The organism is Streptomyces sp. NPDC058307 (genome assembly GCF_042880295.1).
GTDB lineage: Bacteria > Actinomycetota > Actinomycetes > Streptomycetales > Streptomycetaceae > Streptomyces.
The window spans coordinates 189,631-205,960 of the sequence record NZ_JBHVYZ010000001.1; the positions used below are offsets into that span (position 1 = coordinate 189,631).

At 71.4% G+C, this 16,330-nt stretch carries 12 protein-coding genes and 1 pseudogene; 11 read left to right on the forward strand and 2 right to left on the reverse strand.

Annotated features, from left to right (window positions below; genetic code table 11):
* Positions 1 to 221 precede the first annotated feature (221 nt).
* From ACFVYN_RS00860 to ACFVYN_RS00885, 6 genes are all read left to right on the forward strand, one after another.
* Positions 222 to 1,343, forward strand: coding sequence for an ROK family protein (locus tag ACFVYN_RS00860; RefSeq protein ID WP_389990620.1), 1,122 nt, complete (start codon positions 222 to 224; stop codon positions 1,341 to 1,343).
* A gap of 278 nt (positions 1,344 to 1,621) precedes the next feature.
* Positions 1,622 to 2,944, forward strand: coding sequence for an extracellular solute-binding protein (locus ACFVYN_RS00865; protein WP_389990622.1), 1,323 nt, complete (start codon positions 1,622 to 1,624; stop codon positions 2,942 to 2,944).
* 133 nt (positions 2,945 to 3,077) lie between these two features.
* The gene (locus ACFVYN_RS00870) at positions 3,078 to 3,998 is read left to right on the forward strand and encodes a carbohydrate ABC transporter permease (protein WP_389990624.1); all 921 of its coding nucleotides are present in this window, start codon (positions 3,078 to 3,080) and stop codon (positions 3,996 to 3,998) included.
* Positions 3,995 to 4,897 (forward strand): carbohydrate ABC transporter permease, encoded by a 903-nt coding sequence (locus ACFVYN_RS00875; protein ID WP_389990626.1) that lies wholly within the window; start codon positions 3,995 to 3,997, stop codon positions 4,895 to 4,897. The genes ACFVYN_RS00870 and ACFVYN_RS00875 overlap by 4 nt, the downstream gene beginning before the upstream one ends.
* Before the next feature lie 2 nt (positions 4,898 to 4,899).
* Positions 4,900 to 6,609, forward strand: a complete 1,710-nt coding sequence (locus ACFVYN_RS00880; protein WP_389990628.1) for a hypothetical protein — start codon at positions 4,900 to 4,902, stop codon at positions 6,607 to 6,609.
* 13 nt (positions 6,610 to 6,622) lie between these two features.
* Positions 6,623 to 8,458 (forward strand): hypothetical protein, encoded by a 1,836-nt coding sequence (locus ACFVYN_RS00885; RefSeq protein WP_389990630.1) that lies wholly within the window; start codon positions 6,623 to 6,625, stop codon positions 8,456 to 8,458.
* 31 nt (positions 8,459 to 8,489) lie between these two features.
* Here the strand turns inward: ACFVYN_RS00885 and ACFVYN_RS00890 are convergent, their stop codons facing one another.
* Positions 8,490 to 9,137: a nucleoside/nucleotide kinase family protein gene (locus tag ACFVYN_RS00890; protein WP_389990632.1), complete on the reverse strand. Its 648-nt coding sequence runs from the start codon at positions 9,135 to 9,137 to the stop codon at positions 8,490 to 8,492.
* A 47-nt stretch (positions 9,138 to 9,184) separates the two neighbouring features.
* Here ACFVYN_RS00890 and ACFVYN_RS00895 point away from each other — a divergent pair, with 47 nt between their 5' ends.
* The 5 genes and pseudogenes from ACFVYN_RS00895 to ACFVYN_RS00915 all read left to right on the forward strand — a co-directional run bounded on the left by ACFVYN_RS00895 (position 9,185) and on the right by ACFVYN_RS00915 (position 15,114).
* Positions 9,185 to 9,619: a YybH family protein gene (locus tag ACFVYN_RS00895; protein ID WP_389990634.1), complete on the forward strand. Its 435-nt coding sequence runs from the start codon at positions 9,185 to 9,187 to the stop codon at positions 9,617 to 9,619.
* Positions 9,620 to 9,661: 42 nt separating this feature from the next.
* Positions 9,662 to 10,399, forward strand: a complete 738-nt coding sequence (locus tag ACFVYN_RS00900) for a beta-phosphoglucomutase family hydrolase (protein ID WP_389990635.1) — start codon at positions 9,662 to 9,664, stop codon at positions 10,397 to 10,399.
* Positions 10,396 to 12,750, forward strand: coding sequence for a glycoside hydrolase family 65 protein (locus ACFVYN_RS00905; protein ID WP_389990637.1), 2,355 nt, complete (start codon positions 10,396 to 10,398; stop codon positions 12,748 to 12,750). Before ACFVYN_RS00900 ends, ACFVYN_RS00905 begins: the two co-directional genes overlap by 4 nt.
* A gap of 138 nt (positions 12,751 to 12,888) precedes the next feature.
* Positions 12,889 to 14,376, forward strand: a complete 1,488-nt coding sequence (locus ACFVYN_RS00910) for a hypothetical protein (protein WP_389990639.1) — start codon at positions 12,889 to 12,891, stop codon at positions 14,374 to 14,376.
* A gap of 112 nt (positions 14,377 to 14,488) precedes the next feature.
* Positions 14,489 to 15,114 (forward strand): annotated as a pseudogene (locus tag ACFVYN_RS00915) (proteasome subunit beta).
* A 254-nt stretch (positions 15,115 to 15,368) separates the two neighbouring features.
* Here the strand turns inward: ACFVYN_RS00915 and ACFVYN_RS00920 are convergent.
* Positions 15,369 to 16,328, reverse strand: a complete 960-nt coding sequence (locus ACFVYN_RS00920; RefSeq protein WP_389990641.1) for a hypothetical protein — start codon at positions 16,326 to 16,328, stop codon at positions 15,369 to 15,371.
* Positions 16,329 to 16,330: the final 2 nt, after the last annotated feature.

Sequence of the window (16,330 nt, forward strand, 5' to 3'; positions counted from 1 at the left end):
GGACGGGCCTCTGGCGGACCACGGCAGGCGAGTACCGTGACGTTCGTTAGGAAGTTAACTAACGAAGTACAGTGCGTGTCAATAGGCGTCACGCACTCGACTTCCCGGGCCCCCCGACCCGGACGGGTACGCAAGACGCCGGAGCAACCCATCGCCGCCTCACGCCGAGCCGCTCGGCCCGGGAGAGCGGCCTGTGACCTGGGGGAAGAGTGGAACACGACGTGGCTGGAGCCCCCCGTCTGACCGAAAGCGCCGGCGCTGTATTCGCCGTGCTCGCACAAGCCGGTACGGCGACGCGGCCGCAGTTGGCGAGCCTGGCGCGGCTGTCCAAGCCGACGGTCTCCTCCGCCGTGGCCGAACTGGAGGGCGTCCAACTCGCGGCCCACTCCGGCACCTCCTCCGGCACCACGGGCCGCAGCGCCGCCGTGTACCGGCTCGGCCCCGCCGCCGGCGCCGTGCTCGCCGTCGACCTCGGCCCCGCCCTCACCCGGGTCCGCGGCTGCGCCCTGGACGGCACCCTGCTCGCCGAGGCCACCGGACCCCGCGAGGAGGCCGTCGACGTGGTCCGCGACGCCCTGTCCGCGCTGCCCCCCGACGCCCCGCTGCGCACCATCGTCGTGGCCGTCGGTGACGTCACCGCCCCGCAGAGGATGCGCCCCGCCACGGCCAAGGCCGGCCCCCTCTTCGACGCCGTGACTGTCGCACTGCCGCCCGGAGTCCCCGTCCACCTGGAGAACAACGTCAACTGCGCCGCCCTCGCCGAACTCCACGAGGGCGCGGCCCGCGGCCGTCACACCTTCGGCTACCTGCGGATCGGCGTCGGCATCGGTCTCGGCATCGTCGTCGGGGGGCACGTGCTGGCCGGGGCCAACGGCGCCGCCGGAGAGCTCGCCCGGCTGCCCTACCCCTGGGACGACGACCAGGAGCCCCGCCACGAGGCCCTGGAGGAGTACATCGGTTCCCGCTCCCTGCTGCGCCGGGCCGCCGAGGACTGGCCCGCGTCCGACGGCGTCTGCCCCCGCACGGCCGAGCGGCTCTTCGCCCTGGCCGCACAGGGCAGCGCCACGGCCCGCACGGTCGTCGCCAGGCATGCCGTCGACGTGGGCCGGCTGGCCGCCGCCGTGACCGCCGTACTCGACCCCGGGCTGCTCGTGCTCGGCGGCAGCACCGGCGCGTATCCGCAGCTCCTGCCCGGTGTGCGGGCCGAGCTGGAGCGGCTCAGCTGGCCCACCGAGGTGGTCAGCAGCCAGGTCGGTGATCTCGGCACCGTCGTGGGCGCCGCACGGCTCGCGGTTGCCCGAGGAGTCCAAACCGTGACCCAGGCCGCGCGGACGAAGGATTGACGGGTTCGGACTCGGTCTGCCAATGTCCGGACAAGCGCTTTCTAAGTCGGCCGGGACGCCGGCTTGGGCGAGCGTCCCGCCCGTACTCGACGTACGGCAACCGCACGAGGGCGTGCCCGTGCGGTGACGGCCACAGCGGCCGGGGACCCTCGCCCGTCAGGATGACGCGGCCGGGCGAGGCCGCGCCCTCGGAAAGCAGACCTCTCCTGCACAATGCACCCGTGCCGCCTCGGTCGGCGCCGTGCTCCGTCCCCTACGACGAAAAAAAGGGATCGAAGATGACCACTGTGGGTGTGCGGCACTCTCGCCGTCTCGGCCGCGGCGGCACGCGCCGCCTGGTTTCCCTCGCTGCCGCCGCCTCGGCGGGTGCCCTGCTGCTCACCGCCTGCGGATCGGGGGGCGACTCGGGCGGGACCTCCAAGTCCCTGACGTTCTGGATCTCCACGGTTCCGGGGCAGGACGCGGGCTGGAAGAAGATGGTGGCGCAGTACAAGAAGGAAACCGGCGTCAACGTCAAGCTCGTCAACATCCCTTACGACGGCTACACGACGAAGCTGCACAACGCCGCGCAGGCGAACTCCCTGCCGGACGTTGCGACCGTGCCGGCGCTGGACCCGATCTGGTCGAGCAAGCTGATCGACCTCAAGTCCATCGCCGACAACAAGACCAACAAGATCAACGCCAACTTCGTCGCCAAGGACTCGTCGGGGAAGGTGCTGGCCATCCCCTCGGACGTCACCGCGTCCGGCCTGTACATCAACAAGTCGCTGTTCGAGAAGGCCGGCGTCTCCTTCCCGGCCTCGCCGTCGAAGACCTGGACCTGGACCGACTTCATCGCGGCGGCGAACAAGGTCCGCGAGAAGACCGGCGCCAAGTACTCCCTGACCTTCGACCAGTCGCCGTCCCGGCTGCGCGCCATGGTGTACGAGATGGGCGGCAAGTACGTCCACGCGGACTCCTCCGGCAAGTTCTCGGCGGACGCGGCGACCAAGAAGGCCGTGAACACCTTCGTCGGATGGAACGACGACAAGACCATGCCGAAGTCGGTGTGGACGAGCGGCGCCGACCCGTCGGCCATGTTCCAGAGCGGTGACGTCGTCGCCTACTGGTCCGGCGTGTGGCAGGTGCCCGCCTTCGCGGACAGCATCAAGAAGTTCGAGTGGGCGAGCGTCCCGACCCCCGCGCAGCCGGTGCAGGCCAGCGACGTCAACAGCGGCGGCCTGACGGTGGGCTTCAACAACAACGGCGACGCGTCCAAGGCCGCGACGAAGTTCCTGTCCTGGCTGTACGAGCCGGCCCACTACCAGGCGCTGTGCGAGGCGTCCGGTTTCCTGCCGGTCGAGAGCGGTCTGAGCCCGAAGTACCCCTTCAAGTCGGAGGCGGCGCAGGCGGCGTTCAAGCTCTACAACGAGTCGATCCCGCTCTACGCCCCGATCTCCGGCTACTTCAACACCGCGCAGACGAACTGGGTGCTGAAGGGCAAGAGCCTCACCGAGGACCCGACCAAGACGGAGCTCGGCAAGGCGATCAACGGTCAGCAGACCGCAGACAAGGCCCTGCAGAACATCGTGGACGGCTACAACCAGCAGGTCGGCGGCTGAGCGTAGACCGGCAGGCCCGGGCGGTGGCGTCTCGACCCCGCCGCCCGGCCCCGGGCCCCCAGTGGTGCCGGGCTCAGGGCCTCTCGTGGCGTGAGCCCCTCGCAATCCATTTCACCAGCACGGAGTCAGGAAGATGACAAAACGCGCCTCGGACGTGTCCGCCGTGTCCGCGAGCCCGCCCAGGAGACGCAGTAAGTACACCCTTGCGCCGCTCGTCCTCATCGCGGCCAACGTCGTGCTCTTCGCGCTGTTCTTCGTCTGGCCGGCGGTGATCGGGCTCGTCTACTCCTTCACGAACTACACGGGGGTGGGGGTCTTCCAGTGGGTCGGGCTGGACAACTACCACAACCTGTTCGGGGACTCCACGTTCTACGACGCGCTGAGCCGGACCCTGCTGTACGCCGTTCTCTTCGTCCCGCTGAACTTCGTGGTCTCGCTGCTCGCCGCCAACCTGGTGGTGAGCAAGCACGCCAAGGGCGGGTCGGTCGCCCGTGTCCTCTTCTTCATCCCGTGGCTCCTGTCGCCCATCGTCGTGGGTGTCCTGTGGCGGTGGATGTTCGGCGAGAACTTCGGACTGGTCAACTACGTCATCGAGAAGTTCGGCGGAGACGCCGTTCCGTGGCAGTCGAACGCGGACCTCTCGTTGCTCGTCGTGGTGATGGCGGCGGCCTGGGCCTGGACGGGTTTCACGATGCTGCTGTTCATCGCGGCGATCAAGAACGTACCGGTGTCGTACTACGAGGCCGCCTCGCTCGACGGCGCCGGCCCCTGGCGCCAGTTCTTCAGCATCACCCTGCCGAGCATCGCGCCCACCTCGTTCATCGTCATCCTGCTCAACACGATCAACGCGATGAAGGAGTACCCGGTGTTCGTCGCCCTCAACAACGGCGGACCCGGCACGTCGAACAACCTGATGGTCCAGTACATCTACGAGACCGGCTTCAAACGGGGCCAGATCGGCTACGCGAGCGCCGCGTCATTCGTGCTCATGCTCATCCTGATGGCCGTCGCGGTCGTCCAGCTGATGGTCAACCGGCGGGTGGAGAACCGATGACAACCACAGACATCCCGCGCCCGGCCGACGTCGACTCCGGACGGCGAATCTCCAAGAAGCGGCCCCGCAAGACGGCCACCGGTGGGCTCCGGCAGGCGGTGTCCGCGACGACACTGCTGTGGATCATGGCGTGCCTGTACGGGTTTCCGGTGCTGTGGTTCGTCCTCAGCTCCCTCAAGCCGGCCAGCGACCTGTTCTCCTATCCGCTGACGCTGGTCCCGCACAACCCCACTCTGTCGGGATTCAAGGCAGCGTGGGACAGCGCCAACTTCTCCCAGTACTTCGTCAACACGGCCATCGTGTGCGTGATCACAACGATCCTCACGGTGGGTGTCAGCTGCTGCACGGGGTACGCGCTGGCCAAGTACGACAACAGATGGCTCAAGGCGTTCTTCCTCTGCATCCTGGCCACCACGATGCTGCCGTCCGAGGTCATGCTCGCCCCTGAGTTCCTGGTGGTCCGCAACCTCGGCCTCTACAACTCGTTCGCCGGCATCATCCTCCCGGCCGTGCTCACCGCGACCGGATGCTTCATGTTCCGTCAGTTCTTCCTGACGGTTCCCGACGAACTCGTGGAAGCCGCCCGCATCGACGGCGCCCGCGAACTGTCGATCTTCCTGCGGATCATGGTGCCGCTCTCCCGGCCCATCATGCTGACCCTCGCCATCCTGTCCTTCCAGTGGCGGTGGAACGACTACATCTGGCCGCTTCTGATGCTGAACGATCCCAACAAGTTCACCGTGCAGATCGGCATCCAGAGCATTGTCGGCGCCCAGAACATCAACTGGTCGGTACTGCTCGGCGCATCGGTCATTTCCATGATCCCGCTGATCGCCATCTTCCTGGTCTTCCAGCGCTACGTCATGAGCGCCGACATCAACGCCGGACTGAAGGACTGACCGTGTCCAGCCCGCTCGACGACGAGTTCGTCCGCGCGGCGGCCCGCGCCGCCGACCGGCAGGCCGTTCCGCTGGTGGCCGGCCCGGACCAGGACCTTGCCGGTGTGCCGCATCGCGATCTGGCCCGCCGGGTGAAGACTCTGGTCGCGGCATACCGTTCCCCGCACTCGGCCCTGCACGGCAGCGGGCAGGCCGTCGCCGCCGCGACGACCCACCTCCGCGCCCTGCGGACCGTGCAGACGCCCTCCGGTCTCTTCGCGGGCGGCGACAACGTCCAGTCACCGCCCGACTCCGCGTTCACCGTCAACGACGTGTGCGACGCGTACGTCCTCGCCGCCGACGCGGGACCGGAACTGGGCGACGTGACGGCCGCGCTCGCCGAGATCGCCGGCGCCGCCACGGGCGCTCTCCTGACCGGCGGGGTGCACACCCCCAACCACCGCTGGGAGCTGAGCGCAGCGCTCGCCCGGCTGCACCGGTCGTTCCCCGACGACCGGCTGCTCGCTCGCGTCGAGGAGTGGCTGGCCGAGGGCGTCGACATCGACGCGGAGGGTCTGTACTCGGAGCGCAGCGCCGTCTACGCGGCCCTCGTGACCAACCCGTCGCTGCTGTTGCTGGCCGAGGTGCTCGGGCGTACCGAGCTGCTGGACACCGTCGAACGCAACCTCGCCACGACCCTGGACCTGATCCGGCCGGACGGCACGGTGGAGACCGTCCACTCGCGCCGCCAGGACCAGAAGCTCTCGTTCCCGCTGTGGCCGTACCTGCCGCACTACCGGCTGCTGGCGATCCGCAGCGGCCGGGGCGACTTCGCCCGCGCGGCCCGCCTGGCGGCCGTCGACGGCATCGACGACTCCGACCTCCTCGCCCAGACCTTCCTCACCCCGGATCTGTGCCGCGCCCTGCCGGCCCCGGACGCGGAGAAGCTCCCGCGCGAGCGGTACCTGACCACCGCACGCCTCGCCGCACACGCCTCGGCCACCGCGCACACCGTGGTGTACGGCGGCTCCGACGTGCCCGAGCACCGGCGCATCCGCTCGGGCCTCGCCTGCAACCCCACCTTCCTGCGCATGTTCGCCGGCGCCGCCGTCCTCGACGCGGTCCGCCTCTCGCGGGCGTTCTTCGACCTGGGCCCGTTCCGTGCCGCCGACATGGAACAGCTCGCCGAGAACCGGTACCGGCTCACCCAGACCCTCACCACCGCCTACTACCAGCCGCTCCCGAAGGACCGCAGGCGAGACGACGGCGCCTACCGCCTGGTGGACGAGGGCCGCTTCTCCGCGGCGATGGCCTTCCCCGACCGCCCTCAGGACGAGGTCTCCCACACGACCCGGGTCGAGGTCGACCTGCGGGAGGACGGGGCCGACCTGCGGATCGACATCAGCGGCCCATCGGTGCCCTGGGCCCTCGAACTGACCTTCCGGCCGGGCGGCGAGCCACAGGGTGCCGTACCGCTCGGCGACGGAAGCTGGTGCCTGACGAGCGGGCCGATGTCCTACCGCGTCGGCGACGACGAGATCCGGGTCGAGGCCGCCGTCGAGACGGGCGGACCGCTCGCCGGACCGGACCGCAGCGACGTACTGCGCTACGACCCCGGGCAGGACTACACCGTGGCCGGCGGCACCGACGCGACGACCGGAAACCGCGTCTACCTCGGTGGGCACGGACCGCAGACACTGACCCTCACACTGCGCGCCACCGCTCAGGCATGAAGGACTGATCCCCGTGCACCTCACGCACCAGCGCGGCCCGCTGCACGACCTCCCGGACACCCCGGAGGCGTACGACGCCGTCCTCGCCGACGTCGTCGAGCAGGCCCTCGCCCGGCTGACGCCCGAGGGCAACCTCGAACACCCCGACTGCGTGGACGACATCGGCGACACCTCGCTCGGCATCACCTCGCTGCTGGCGTTCGCCTGGCAGCGGAGCAAGGACCCGAGGCTGCCGGAGGCGGTCGGCCGCAGTCTCGCCTTCCATCTGCGCGAGCGGGTGTACACCGAGGACAACCCGGGCTACCCGAACCTGAGGGTACGCAACTCCGGTCTGCCGTACGCCCGTTACACCCTGGCAGCGGGTGCGCACCCCATCGGTGACTGGCCGAGCACGGTGTGGGCGCTGCTCCAGGCGGTCAACGTGCTGGACGCGGCCGAGGGACTCGTCGACGACGGCCGTCGCGCCGAACTCCTCGACGTGGCCCGCGGATACTGGCGCCGGCTGACCGAGGCGACCTTCTTCAACCCGCAGGAAGCCGGCAACCAGGCGATCGGCTGTGTGGTCGGCGGCCTGATGCTGGCGGCCCATCTGCCGGGTCCGGAGGCAAAGTCGGTCCGTGCGCGGGCACTTGGGCTGTACCGGGACGAGATCCGCGCGCACCGGGTCGAGGACCGTGGCGCGGCCCTGCCCCCCGAGCACGGCGGTGCCTACGACAACAACTACGGCCCGATCTCGCTGTCCTTCCTCGCCCAGGCCCACCGGATCAGCGGCGAGGGGATCTTCGCCGAGGACGGCGACACCCTGGCCCGCTACATCGACGCCCGGCTGACGGGCGGCGGTTACGACAACGGCGGCCCGCGCTACAGCGAGCAGCACTCGGCGTTCGAGTCGGTCCTCGGCCTGCGCTACTTCGGTGCCCGCATCGGCGCCGACCTCGGCCGCTACCGGGGCGACGCCCGCTGGGCCCGGCACGCGGTCAAGGCGGACGGGGGAGTGGACGGTCACTTCGCCTGGATGCTGGTCTGGCAGATCCAGGACACCACCCGCTGGCACCGGGAGCCGTCCACGGCGACCGCCCGCCACCAACTGCGGGCCGGCGGCGTCTCGGTGGCCTTCGACTCCCGGATGACACCGGCGGTCGTGGAGGCGGCGGGGACCTACTACCTGCCCGCGGCCGTCAACCGCCAACACGGCTTCGGTCCGGTCGTCGACGGCTTCCTGCTCTGCCGTCCGATGGGCGAGGTGCGGGTGCGCGACGTGCGCACCGACGGCCTCACGGCCAAGCTCGTCACCAAGCCGGTCGTCGGCCGCGACCACGTCCTGCGCCACCTCCAGTCCCTGTACGTCACCGACGGCACGAGTCTGTGGACCACGGTCACCGTGGAACGCCTCCCCGGCACGCCCTACCTCCTGGCGGGGCTGCCGTACGCCGAGGACGACGGCGACAGGGTGCGCCGGACGGCCGAGGGCGAGGTGAGCGCCGTGGGCGCCCTGCGGCTGACGCACCCCGAGGCCGAGGGCATCGACCATTTCGACGCCCGTTCGGAGACGACCCAGGAGCAGGCGGCCTTCGCCCTGGCCGCAGACCCGCGCGGCTACGGCAACCCCGACGAGGGCTGGAGCCACCTGGTCAGCTCCACGGCCCTGGAAGCGGACCCCGTCCCGGACGCACCGGAGGACCTGCACGCCTTCGCCGTGCGCTACGGCCCCGGGACCGCCCCTCTCACGGCGGCTTTCGCACGTGACGGCGCCGGGCTGACGGTACGCACCGAGGCGTTCACGGCGAGGATCGGCGACCCGGCGGGCGACGCCCACGGCGAGCCGGAACTGACGCTGTCGGCCTGTTGAGGGATGAGGGGAGAGGCCGTAGCCCCTCCCCTCACATCCCCACGTCCAGGCACGGCACCACCAGGTCGGCCCGCTCCCGGGTGCCCGCCACCAGCTCCGCGTTGCGCTGGTCCGAGCGCTCCACCCAGGCCACCGCGTCCTCGTGGCTCTTGCCGAACTCCTCGTGCCGGGCGACCAGCCGGCGCACCCGCTCGTCCTCGTCGAGTGCGCAGAACCACACCTCGTCCAGGGCGGGCCGGACCCGCGCCCACGCCCCGGTGCCGAGCAGCAGGTAGTTCCCCTCGGTCACCACCAGCCGGGCCGTCGGCGGCACCGGGATCGCCCCGGCGATCGGCTGCTCCAGCACCCGCTCGAAGCCCGGCGCGTACACGACGTCCCCGTCCGGCTCCTCGCGCAGCCGCCGCAACAGCGCCGCGTACCCGGCGGCGTCGAAGGTCTCGGGCGCACCCTTGCGGTCGCGCAGGCCGAGCCGGTCCAGCTCCACGTCGGCGAGGTGGAAGCCGTCCATGGGGACGTGCGCCACCCAGGGCTCCCCGGAGCCGTTGAGCGCCCGGACCAGATGCTCGGCGAGGGTCGTCTTGCCCGCCCCGGGGGAGCCGGAGATGCCGAGGACGGCCCGTCCCCCGTGCTCGGCGAGGGAGCGGGCGCGGGTCACGAGGTCGTCGAAGGTCAGCGGCACACGACGAGTCTGCCATTCGGCGAAGCCGGACCGGCCAGGCACCCTGGATGCGGAAGGGGGAGAAAGGAGGTCAGCCCGTGCCCCAGGACTCCGACGACGAGGCGCAGATCCGCGCCCTCATCACCGGGTGGGCCGCGGCCGTCCACCGCGGGGACCTCGCGGGGGTGATCGCCGGCCACGCCCAGGACCTCGTGATGTTCAACGTGCCCGCGCCCCACCACGGCATCCGGGGCCTCGCCGCCTACCGTGCGGCCTGGCCGCCGTTCTTCGCGTGGCAGGCCCAGGGCGCCTGCTTCGACATCGAGTCCCTGCACGTCACCGCGGGCACGGACGTCGCCTACGCGCACGCCCTGGTGCGCTGCGCCACCCCGGAGGAACTCGCCGCCCACCCCGGCTTCCGGCTCCGGCTCACCTTCGGTCTGCGCAAGGAGCACGGCCGCTGGCTGGTGGCCCACGAGCACCACTCCTTCCCGCACGACTGAATCCACCTGTTGGCCGAGCGCCTGGCAGGGAACGGGTTCTGTATGAAGGAGCTCGGTCTGCCAGAAGAGATCAAGGCCTGCCTGTTCGACCTCGACGGGGTCGTCACCAGGACCGCCGTCGTGCACGCGGCCGCATGGAAGGAGATGTTCGACGCGTTCCTGCGTGAACGCGAGGGCGAGCATTTCCGGCCGTTCGACGACCACGACTACGACAAGTACGTCGACGGTCTGCCGCGGGCCGAAGGGGTGCGCACCTTCCTGGCCTCCCGCGACATCGAACTGCCGGACGGCGCTCCGGACGATCCACCGGGCGCGGAGACGGTCCACGGCCTCGGCAACCGCAAGAACGCCCTCGTCCTGGAGAAGATCCGCACGGACGGCGTCGAGGCCTACGACGACACGCTGACCTACATCCGGGCCGCCCGCGCCCAGGGCCTGCGCACCGCGATCGTCTCCTCCAGCGCGAACTGCCGTGACGTGCTGCACGCGATCGACGCCGAGGACCTCTTCGACGTACGCATCGACGGCGTGGTCGCGGCCGAGCGGCACCTGCCGGGCAAGCCCCACCCCGACACCTTCCTCGCCGCCGCCGAGGACCTGGGCCTGGACGCCCCCCGCTCCGCCGTCTTCGAGGACGCCCTCGCCGGCATGGACGCGGGCCGCGCCGGAGGCTTCGGATACGTCGTCGGCCTCGACCGCGTCGGACAGGCCGACGCCCTCTACGAGCACGGCGCTGACATCGTCGTGAAGGGCCTCGCCGAGCTGGGAGGACACGCGTGATCACCCAGCGCTCCTACACCGTCGAGCCCTGGGCCGTCCGCGAGACCGACCTGAACCTCGACGTCCTGGCCCAGAGCGAGTCCGTGTTCGCCCTGTCCAACGGCCACGTCGGCTGGCGCGGCAACCTCGACGAGGGCGAACCGCACGGCCTGCCCGGCTCCTACCTCAACGGCGTCCACGAACTGCACCCGCTGCCGTACGCCGAGGCCGGATACGGCTACCCGGAGTCCGGCCAGAGCGTCATCGACGTCACCAACGGCAAGATCCTGCGGCTCCTCGTCGACGACGAGCCCTTCGACCTGCGCTACGGCCGTCTGGTGGCCCACGAACGCACCCTCGACCTGCGCCGGGGCGTCCTCGAGCGGTCCTGCGAGTGGATCTCGCCGGCCGGATCGCGGATCCGGGTGCGCTCGACCCGGCTCGTCTCGCTCACCCAGCGGGCGGTAGCCGCCGTGTCCTACGAGGTGGAGCCCGTCGACAGCCGCACCCGTGTGGTGATCCAGTCCGAGCTGGTCACCAACGAGAGCCTGCCCGGGCCCAACGGGGACCCGCGCGCCTCCAAGGCCCTGAAGTCGCCGCTGGAGCACGAGGAGGGCTACGCCGAGGGCACCCGGCTGCGGCTGGTGCACCGCACCCGGCACAGCAAACTGAGGGTCGCCGTGGCCGCCGACCACGTGATCGAAGGACCCGAGCGCACCACCACGAGCAGCGAGGAGACGGTCGACCTGGCGCGGCTCACCGTCACCTCCGTCCTGGAGCCCGGACAGCGGCTGCGGGTGCGGAAGATGGTCGCCCACGGCTGGTCCGGGGTCCGCTCCCGGCCGGCTATGAGCGACCAGGTCGACGCGGCGCTCGCGGCCGCGGCGCACAGCGGCTGGGACGGACTCCTGGACGAGCAGCGGTCCTTCCTCGACGACTTCTGGGCCCGCGCCGACGTCGAGGTCGGCGGCGACGAGGAGATCCAGCAGGCGGTCCGCTTCGCCCTCTTCCATGTGCTCCAGGCAGGCGCCCGCTCGGAGGAACGGGCCATTCCCGCCAAGGGACTGACCGGCTCCGGCTACGACGGACACGCCTTCTGGGACACCGAGACCTTCGTCCTGCCCCTGCTCACCTACACCGAGCCCCGGGCCGTGTCCGAGGCCCTGCGCTGGCGGCAGAAGACACTGCCCGCAGCCCGCGAGCGCGCCGCACAGCTCGGCCTGAACGGCGCCGCCTTCCCGTGGCGGACCATCGACGGCTCGGAAGGATCGGCCTACTGGCCCGCGGGCACCGCCGCCTTCCACATCAACGCCGCCGTCGCGGACGCCGTCGTGCGCTACACCGAGGCCACCGGGGACACCGACTTCGAGCGCGACACCGGCCTCGAACTCCTCGTGGAGACGGCCCGTCTGTGGCGCTCGCTGGGCCACCACGACCACCACGGCGTGTTCCACATCGACGGCGTCACCGGGCCCGACGAGTACAGTGCCGTCGTCGACGACAACACCTACACCAACCTCATGGCCCGCGCGAACCTCCTCGCGGCAGCCGAGGTCTGCGGCCGGTATCCGGAGCGGGCCGCCGAGCTCGGCGTCGACGAGGAGGAGAGCGCCGCCTGGCGGGACGCCGCCGAGACCGTCCACATCCCCTACAACCACGAGCTCGGGGTGCACGAACAGGACGCGGGCTTCACCCGCCACCAGCGCTGGGACTTCGGCGGCACCCGCGCCGACCAGTACCCGCTGATGCTGCACTTCCCCTACTTCGACATCTACCGCAAACAGGTCGTCAAGCAGGCGGACCTGGTGCTGGCGATGTACGTGTGCAGCGGCTGGTTCGAGGAGTTCCACGACGAGGAGCAGATCGCCCGCAACTTCGCCTACTACGAACCCCTGACCGTCCGGGACTCCTCCCTGTCGGCCTGCGTCCAGGCGGTCGTCGCCGCCCGTGCCGGACACCTGGCCCTCGCCTACGCCTACACGGGCGAGGCGGCGCTGATGGACCTCGCCGACCTGGAGAACAACACCCGCGACGGACTCCACATCGCCTCCCTCGCCGGCACCTGGACGGCCCTGGTCGCGGGGTTCGGCGGGCTGCGGCGCGACGGCGCTTCCCTCCGCTTCGCGCCCCGGCTGCCGGAGCGGCTCAGCCGTCTCGCCTTCAACCTCCAGCTTCTCGGCCGCTGTCTGCGGGTGGAGATCGGCCCGGACAAGGCGACGTACACCCTGATGTCGGGAGCTCCCCTGACGATCCGTCACCACGGCGCCCAGCTCACCGTGGACGGCGACGGTCCGGTCGTCCGTCCCATTCCGGCGCCGCGGGACCGACCGGCCCCGGGCCAGCCCCCGCACCGCGCTCCGCACGCCCGCTGACCCGGCCGGGCGACCCGGCGGGGCACCGCTTGGCCGAACCCGGCCCTGCACCCCTGCGTACCGCGGGTTACGTTGTCCCTGCCCATGTGGATTGGACCAAGTCCCCGCGGCGTACGGGGTGAGGGGTGGACGAGGACGATGGCCCACGGCGACAGCGCCCTGATGGTCGGAGGCAACCGGGGCACACGGCCGGTTGCCTCCGAGGTGTCCCTGGGGGCGCGGGGCAACCGGCTGATCGCGGCGGTGGCCGCCGCCTTCACCCTGGCCCAACTGGTCCTGGTCCGGCCCGGCATGGGCCTCGGCTGGGACGAGACCGTGTACGTCAGCCAGGTCGGTGCCCAGGCCCCGGCCGCGTTCTTCAGCGCCCCGCGCGCCCGCGGCGTCTCGCTTCTGGTGGCGCCGATCGCGAGCTGGTCGACCTCGACGGAACTCCTGCGCGTCTATCTCGCCGTACTGTCCGGCCTCGGCCTGTACCTGGCCCTGCGCGCCTGGCGCGGCCTCTTCCCGGCCCGCGTCCTCGCGGTCGGCGGCGCCCTGTTCGCCTCCCTGTGGATCACCCTGTTCTACGGCCCCCAGGCCATGCCCAACTACTGGGTCGCCGTCGGCGGCCTGGGCGCGGTCGGCTGCTTCCTGCGAGCCCGTGAGCATCCGAGGGCCCTGTGGGGAGTCGCGGCGGGCGCCTGCCTCATGGCGTGGATGCGGCCCACCGACGCGGTGTGGGTCACCCTCCCGCTGCTCGTCACCGCCGCCGTCGGCCGCCGTCCGCGGGCCGCCCTCGCCCTCGTGGCCGGACTGGTGGCGGGCGGTGCGCAGTGGGTGATCGAGGCGTACGTCAGCTACGGCGGCCTGGCCGAGCGCCTGCACGAGGGTTCCCGGATCCAGGGCGGACTCGGCCCGCAGTTCGCCGTCGACGACCAACTGCGCAGCCTGGGCGGCCGGGCTCTGTGCCGCCCCTGCACCGGGCCGCTGCCCGACCCCGCCGTCATGGCCTGGTGGGTCGTCCTCCCGCTGCTGGCCGCCGTGGGACTGGTGGTCGCGGTCCGGGCCCGGCGCACGCGCGTCACCCTCGTCACGCTGGCCTGCGCCACGACGGCCGCCGTGCCCTACCTCTTCCTGATCGGGTACGCGGCCCCGCGCTTCCTGCTGCCCGCCTACGCCCTGGTGGCGATCCCGGTCGCCGACGCGCTGTTCCACCTCGCGACCACTCCGGCCGGCCGGTGGCGTCCGGTCGCGGCGGTGCTGCTCGCGATCGGTCTCGCGGGCCACCTCGCGGTGCAGTACGCCGTGCTGGAGCGCACGGTGGACCGCACCACGGGCCACCACCGCGACTGGGCCGACACCGCGGCCGAGCTGAACCGCCTCGGGGTGCGCCCGCCCTGTCTGCTCACCGGCCACCTGTCGGTCCCGGTCGCGTTCTACGCCGGGTGCACCTCGGCGGCGGCGCTCGGCCCCAACACCAACACCACCGAGTCCAGGATCGTCGCGGCGTCCCGCCGTATGCCCGTCGCCGTCCTCACCCGGCACGGTGGCGCGCCGCCCGCCTACGCCCGCGACTGGCGCACCCTGCCCGCCGCCGGGATGGACATCCACGTCGCGCCGAACGTGAGCGAACACGGACCGGCCTGACACCCGGGCAGGTCACCGTCGCGGCGCCTGCTGCCCGCAGGGCTGTCAGCGTTTCCGTTCCCCGTGCGTCTGGTAGGACTTCGGATGTCGGACGAAGGCAAGGGGGAGTGCCATGACGTGGAACGAGAACGGTGGACGGTTGGGGGAGGAGTTCTTCACCCCGGGGTCCTCGTCCTTCACCGAGTTCCTGGCGGCCCACCGTCCCGAACTGCTCAGCACCCGGCGCGTCCTGCCCGACGGCTTACGCGCCGCACCCGGTCAAGTGCCGCACGGCACGACGGTGTTGGCCCTCGCCTACCGCGACGGCGTGCTCCTCGCGGGAGACCGACGGGCCACCATGGGCAACCTCATCGCCCAGCGCGACCTGGAGAAGGTCCACCCCGCCGACGACTACACGGCGGTGGCCTTCGCCGGCACCGTCGGACTCTCTACGAGAAGACCGACTTCCACGCCGAGGGCTCCGGATCGCCGTACGCCAGAGGCGCGTTGAAGAAGCTGATCCGCAAGGGGCTCGACCGTCGCGAGGCCGCCCTCGCCGCGCTCCAGGCGCTCTACGACGCGGCCGACGACGACTCCGCGACCGGCGGCCCCGACATCAGCCGCCGGATCTACCCCATCGTCTCCGTCATCACCGAGGACGGCTTCGAGCGGCTGCCCGAACCGGAGACCGAGGAGCTCAGCCGCGAGATGGTCGAGCAGCGCGGCAACCGGCCGGACGGGCCGGGCGCCACGCCCTGACCGGGGACTTTCCCCAGCCGTGGAAGAGACCTGTCACGGGCTTTACTGCAGGTGGCTTGCAGGTGAGGGACGGATGGCACAAGGCTGCTGAGTGCGGCCGTACCCGCTGAAAAGGATCCTCCGCCCGATGGCGGCCGCCCCTGACCCCGCTCCGCCTCTCCTCCCCGCCACCGTCCCCGCGAGGGCTCGGCACGGCACCGCGTCCGTGGCTCCTGACGCGGCAGGAGTGGGTCAGGGCGGGCGGCACGCCCGGTTCAGGCGCGCACCTTGAACTCCTTGCGCCACTTGGTGAACTGCTGCTCCGGATCGCCGGTGTACGACCACGGGGCGCGGGTGCCCCGGCGGTCAAGCAGGCGCAGGAGCGGGGCGGCGACCTCCGGGAGGCCCGCGTGGCAGGCCGCGTGGGCCAGGTAGTTGAAATCGCGCAGCTCTCCCGGCGCCACCGTGTGCTCGGCGCGGCCCGCGATCCAGCGCTGCCAGGTGCGCCGTACGTCACTGATGGCCCCGTCGTTCTTCCAGTGCTGCCCCAGGCCGACGGAGGTCCGCCTGTCCTCGGCGGCGTCCTTGGCGGTCCGGTACTCCTCGACCCGCGCGTACTGCACCAGCACCGGCAGCGCGGAACCCGGCGGCGCCACCCCGGCCGCGTCGCGGGCGAAGTCGTACATCAGACCGTTCGACCCGTGCCAGCGGGCCGAGTAGTAGTGCAGCACCTGGAGGTGGCCCTCGACGCTGTACGGGTCGCGGCTGTGCAACTCGTCCCACCAGCGGCCCAGTTCCTGGCGCCGCACCCCGGCCGGGTACAGCCTGGCCACCGAGATCAGGGAGATCCACGGCGTCGGGTCGTCCACGAACGCCTCGGCCGCGTGGAGACAGGCCATCACCGCGGCGTCGACGCGCCGGTGGTCGATCGGCACACCCCGGCCCGCGGCGATGGCCAGGTTGAACGCCCTGGCCGTCTCGGTGGCCGCCCGCAGCACCAGTGCGTCCCCGTTGTGCGGCTCGGCCGCGAGCCACGACTCCACCGTCGAACTGCCCGCGCAGGCCTGGGCGAGCATCCGCACCCGGTGGCCCCGCGAGAGCCAGTCCGGCCCGGTGGCGCGCAGCAGTTCACGCAGGCCCTGCCAGCGGCCGATGACGATGTCCTGGCGGGCGCTGGTGAGGGGGAAGTCCCCGCAGTCGGGATCGAATTCGGGGGCGAAACGGTCTCTCGCCATCG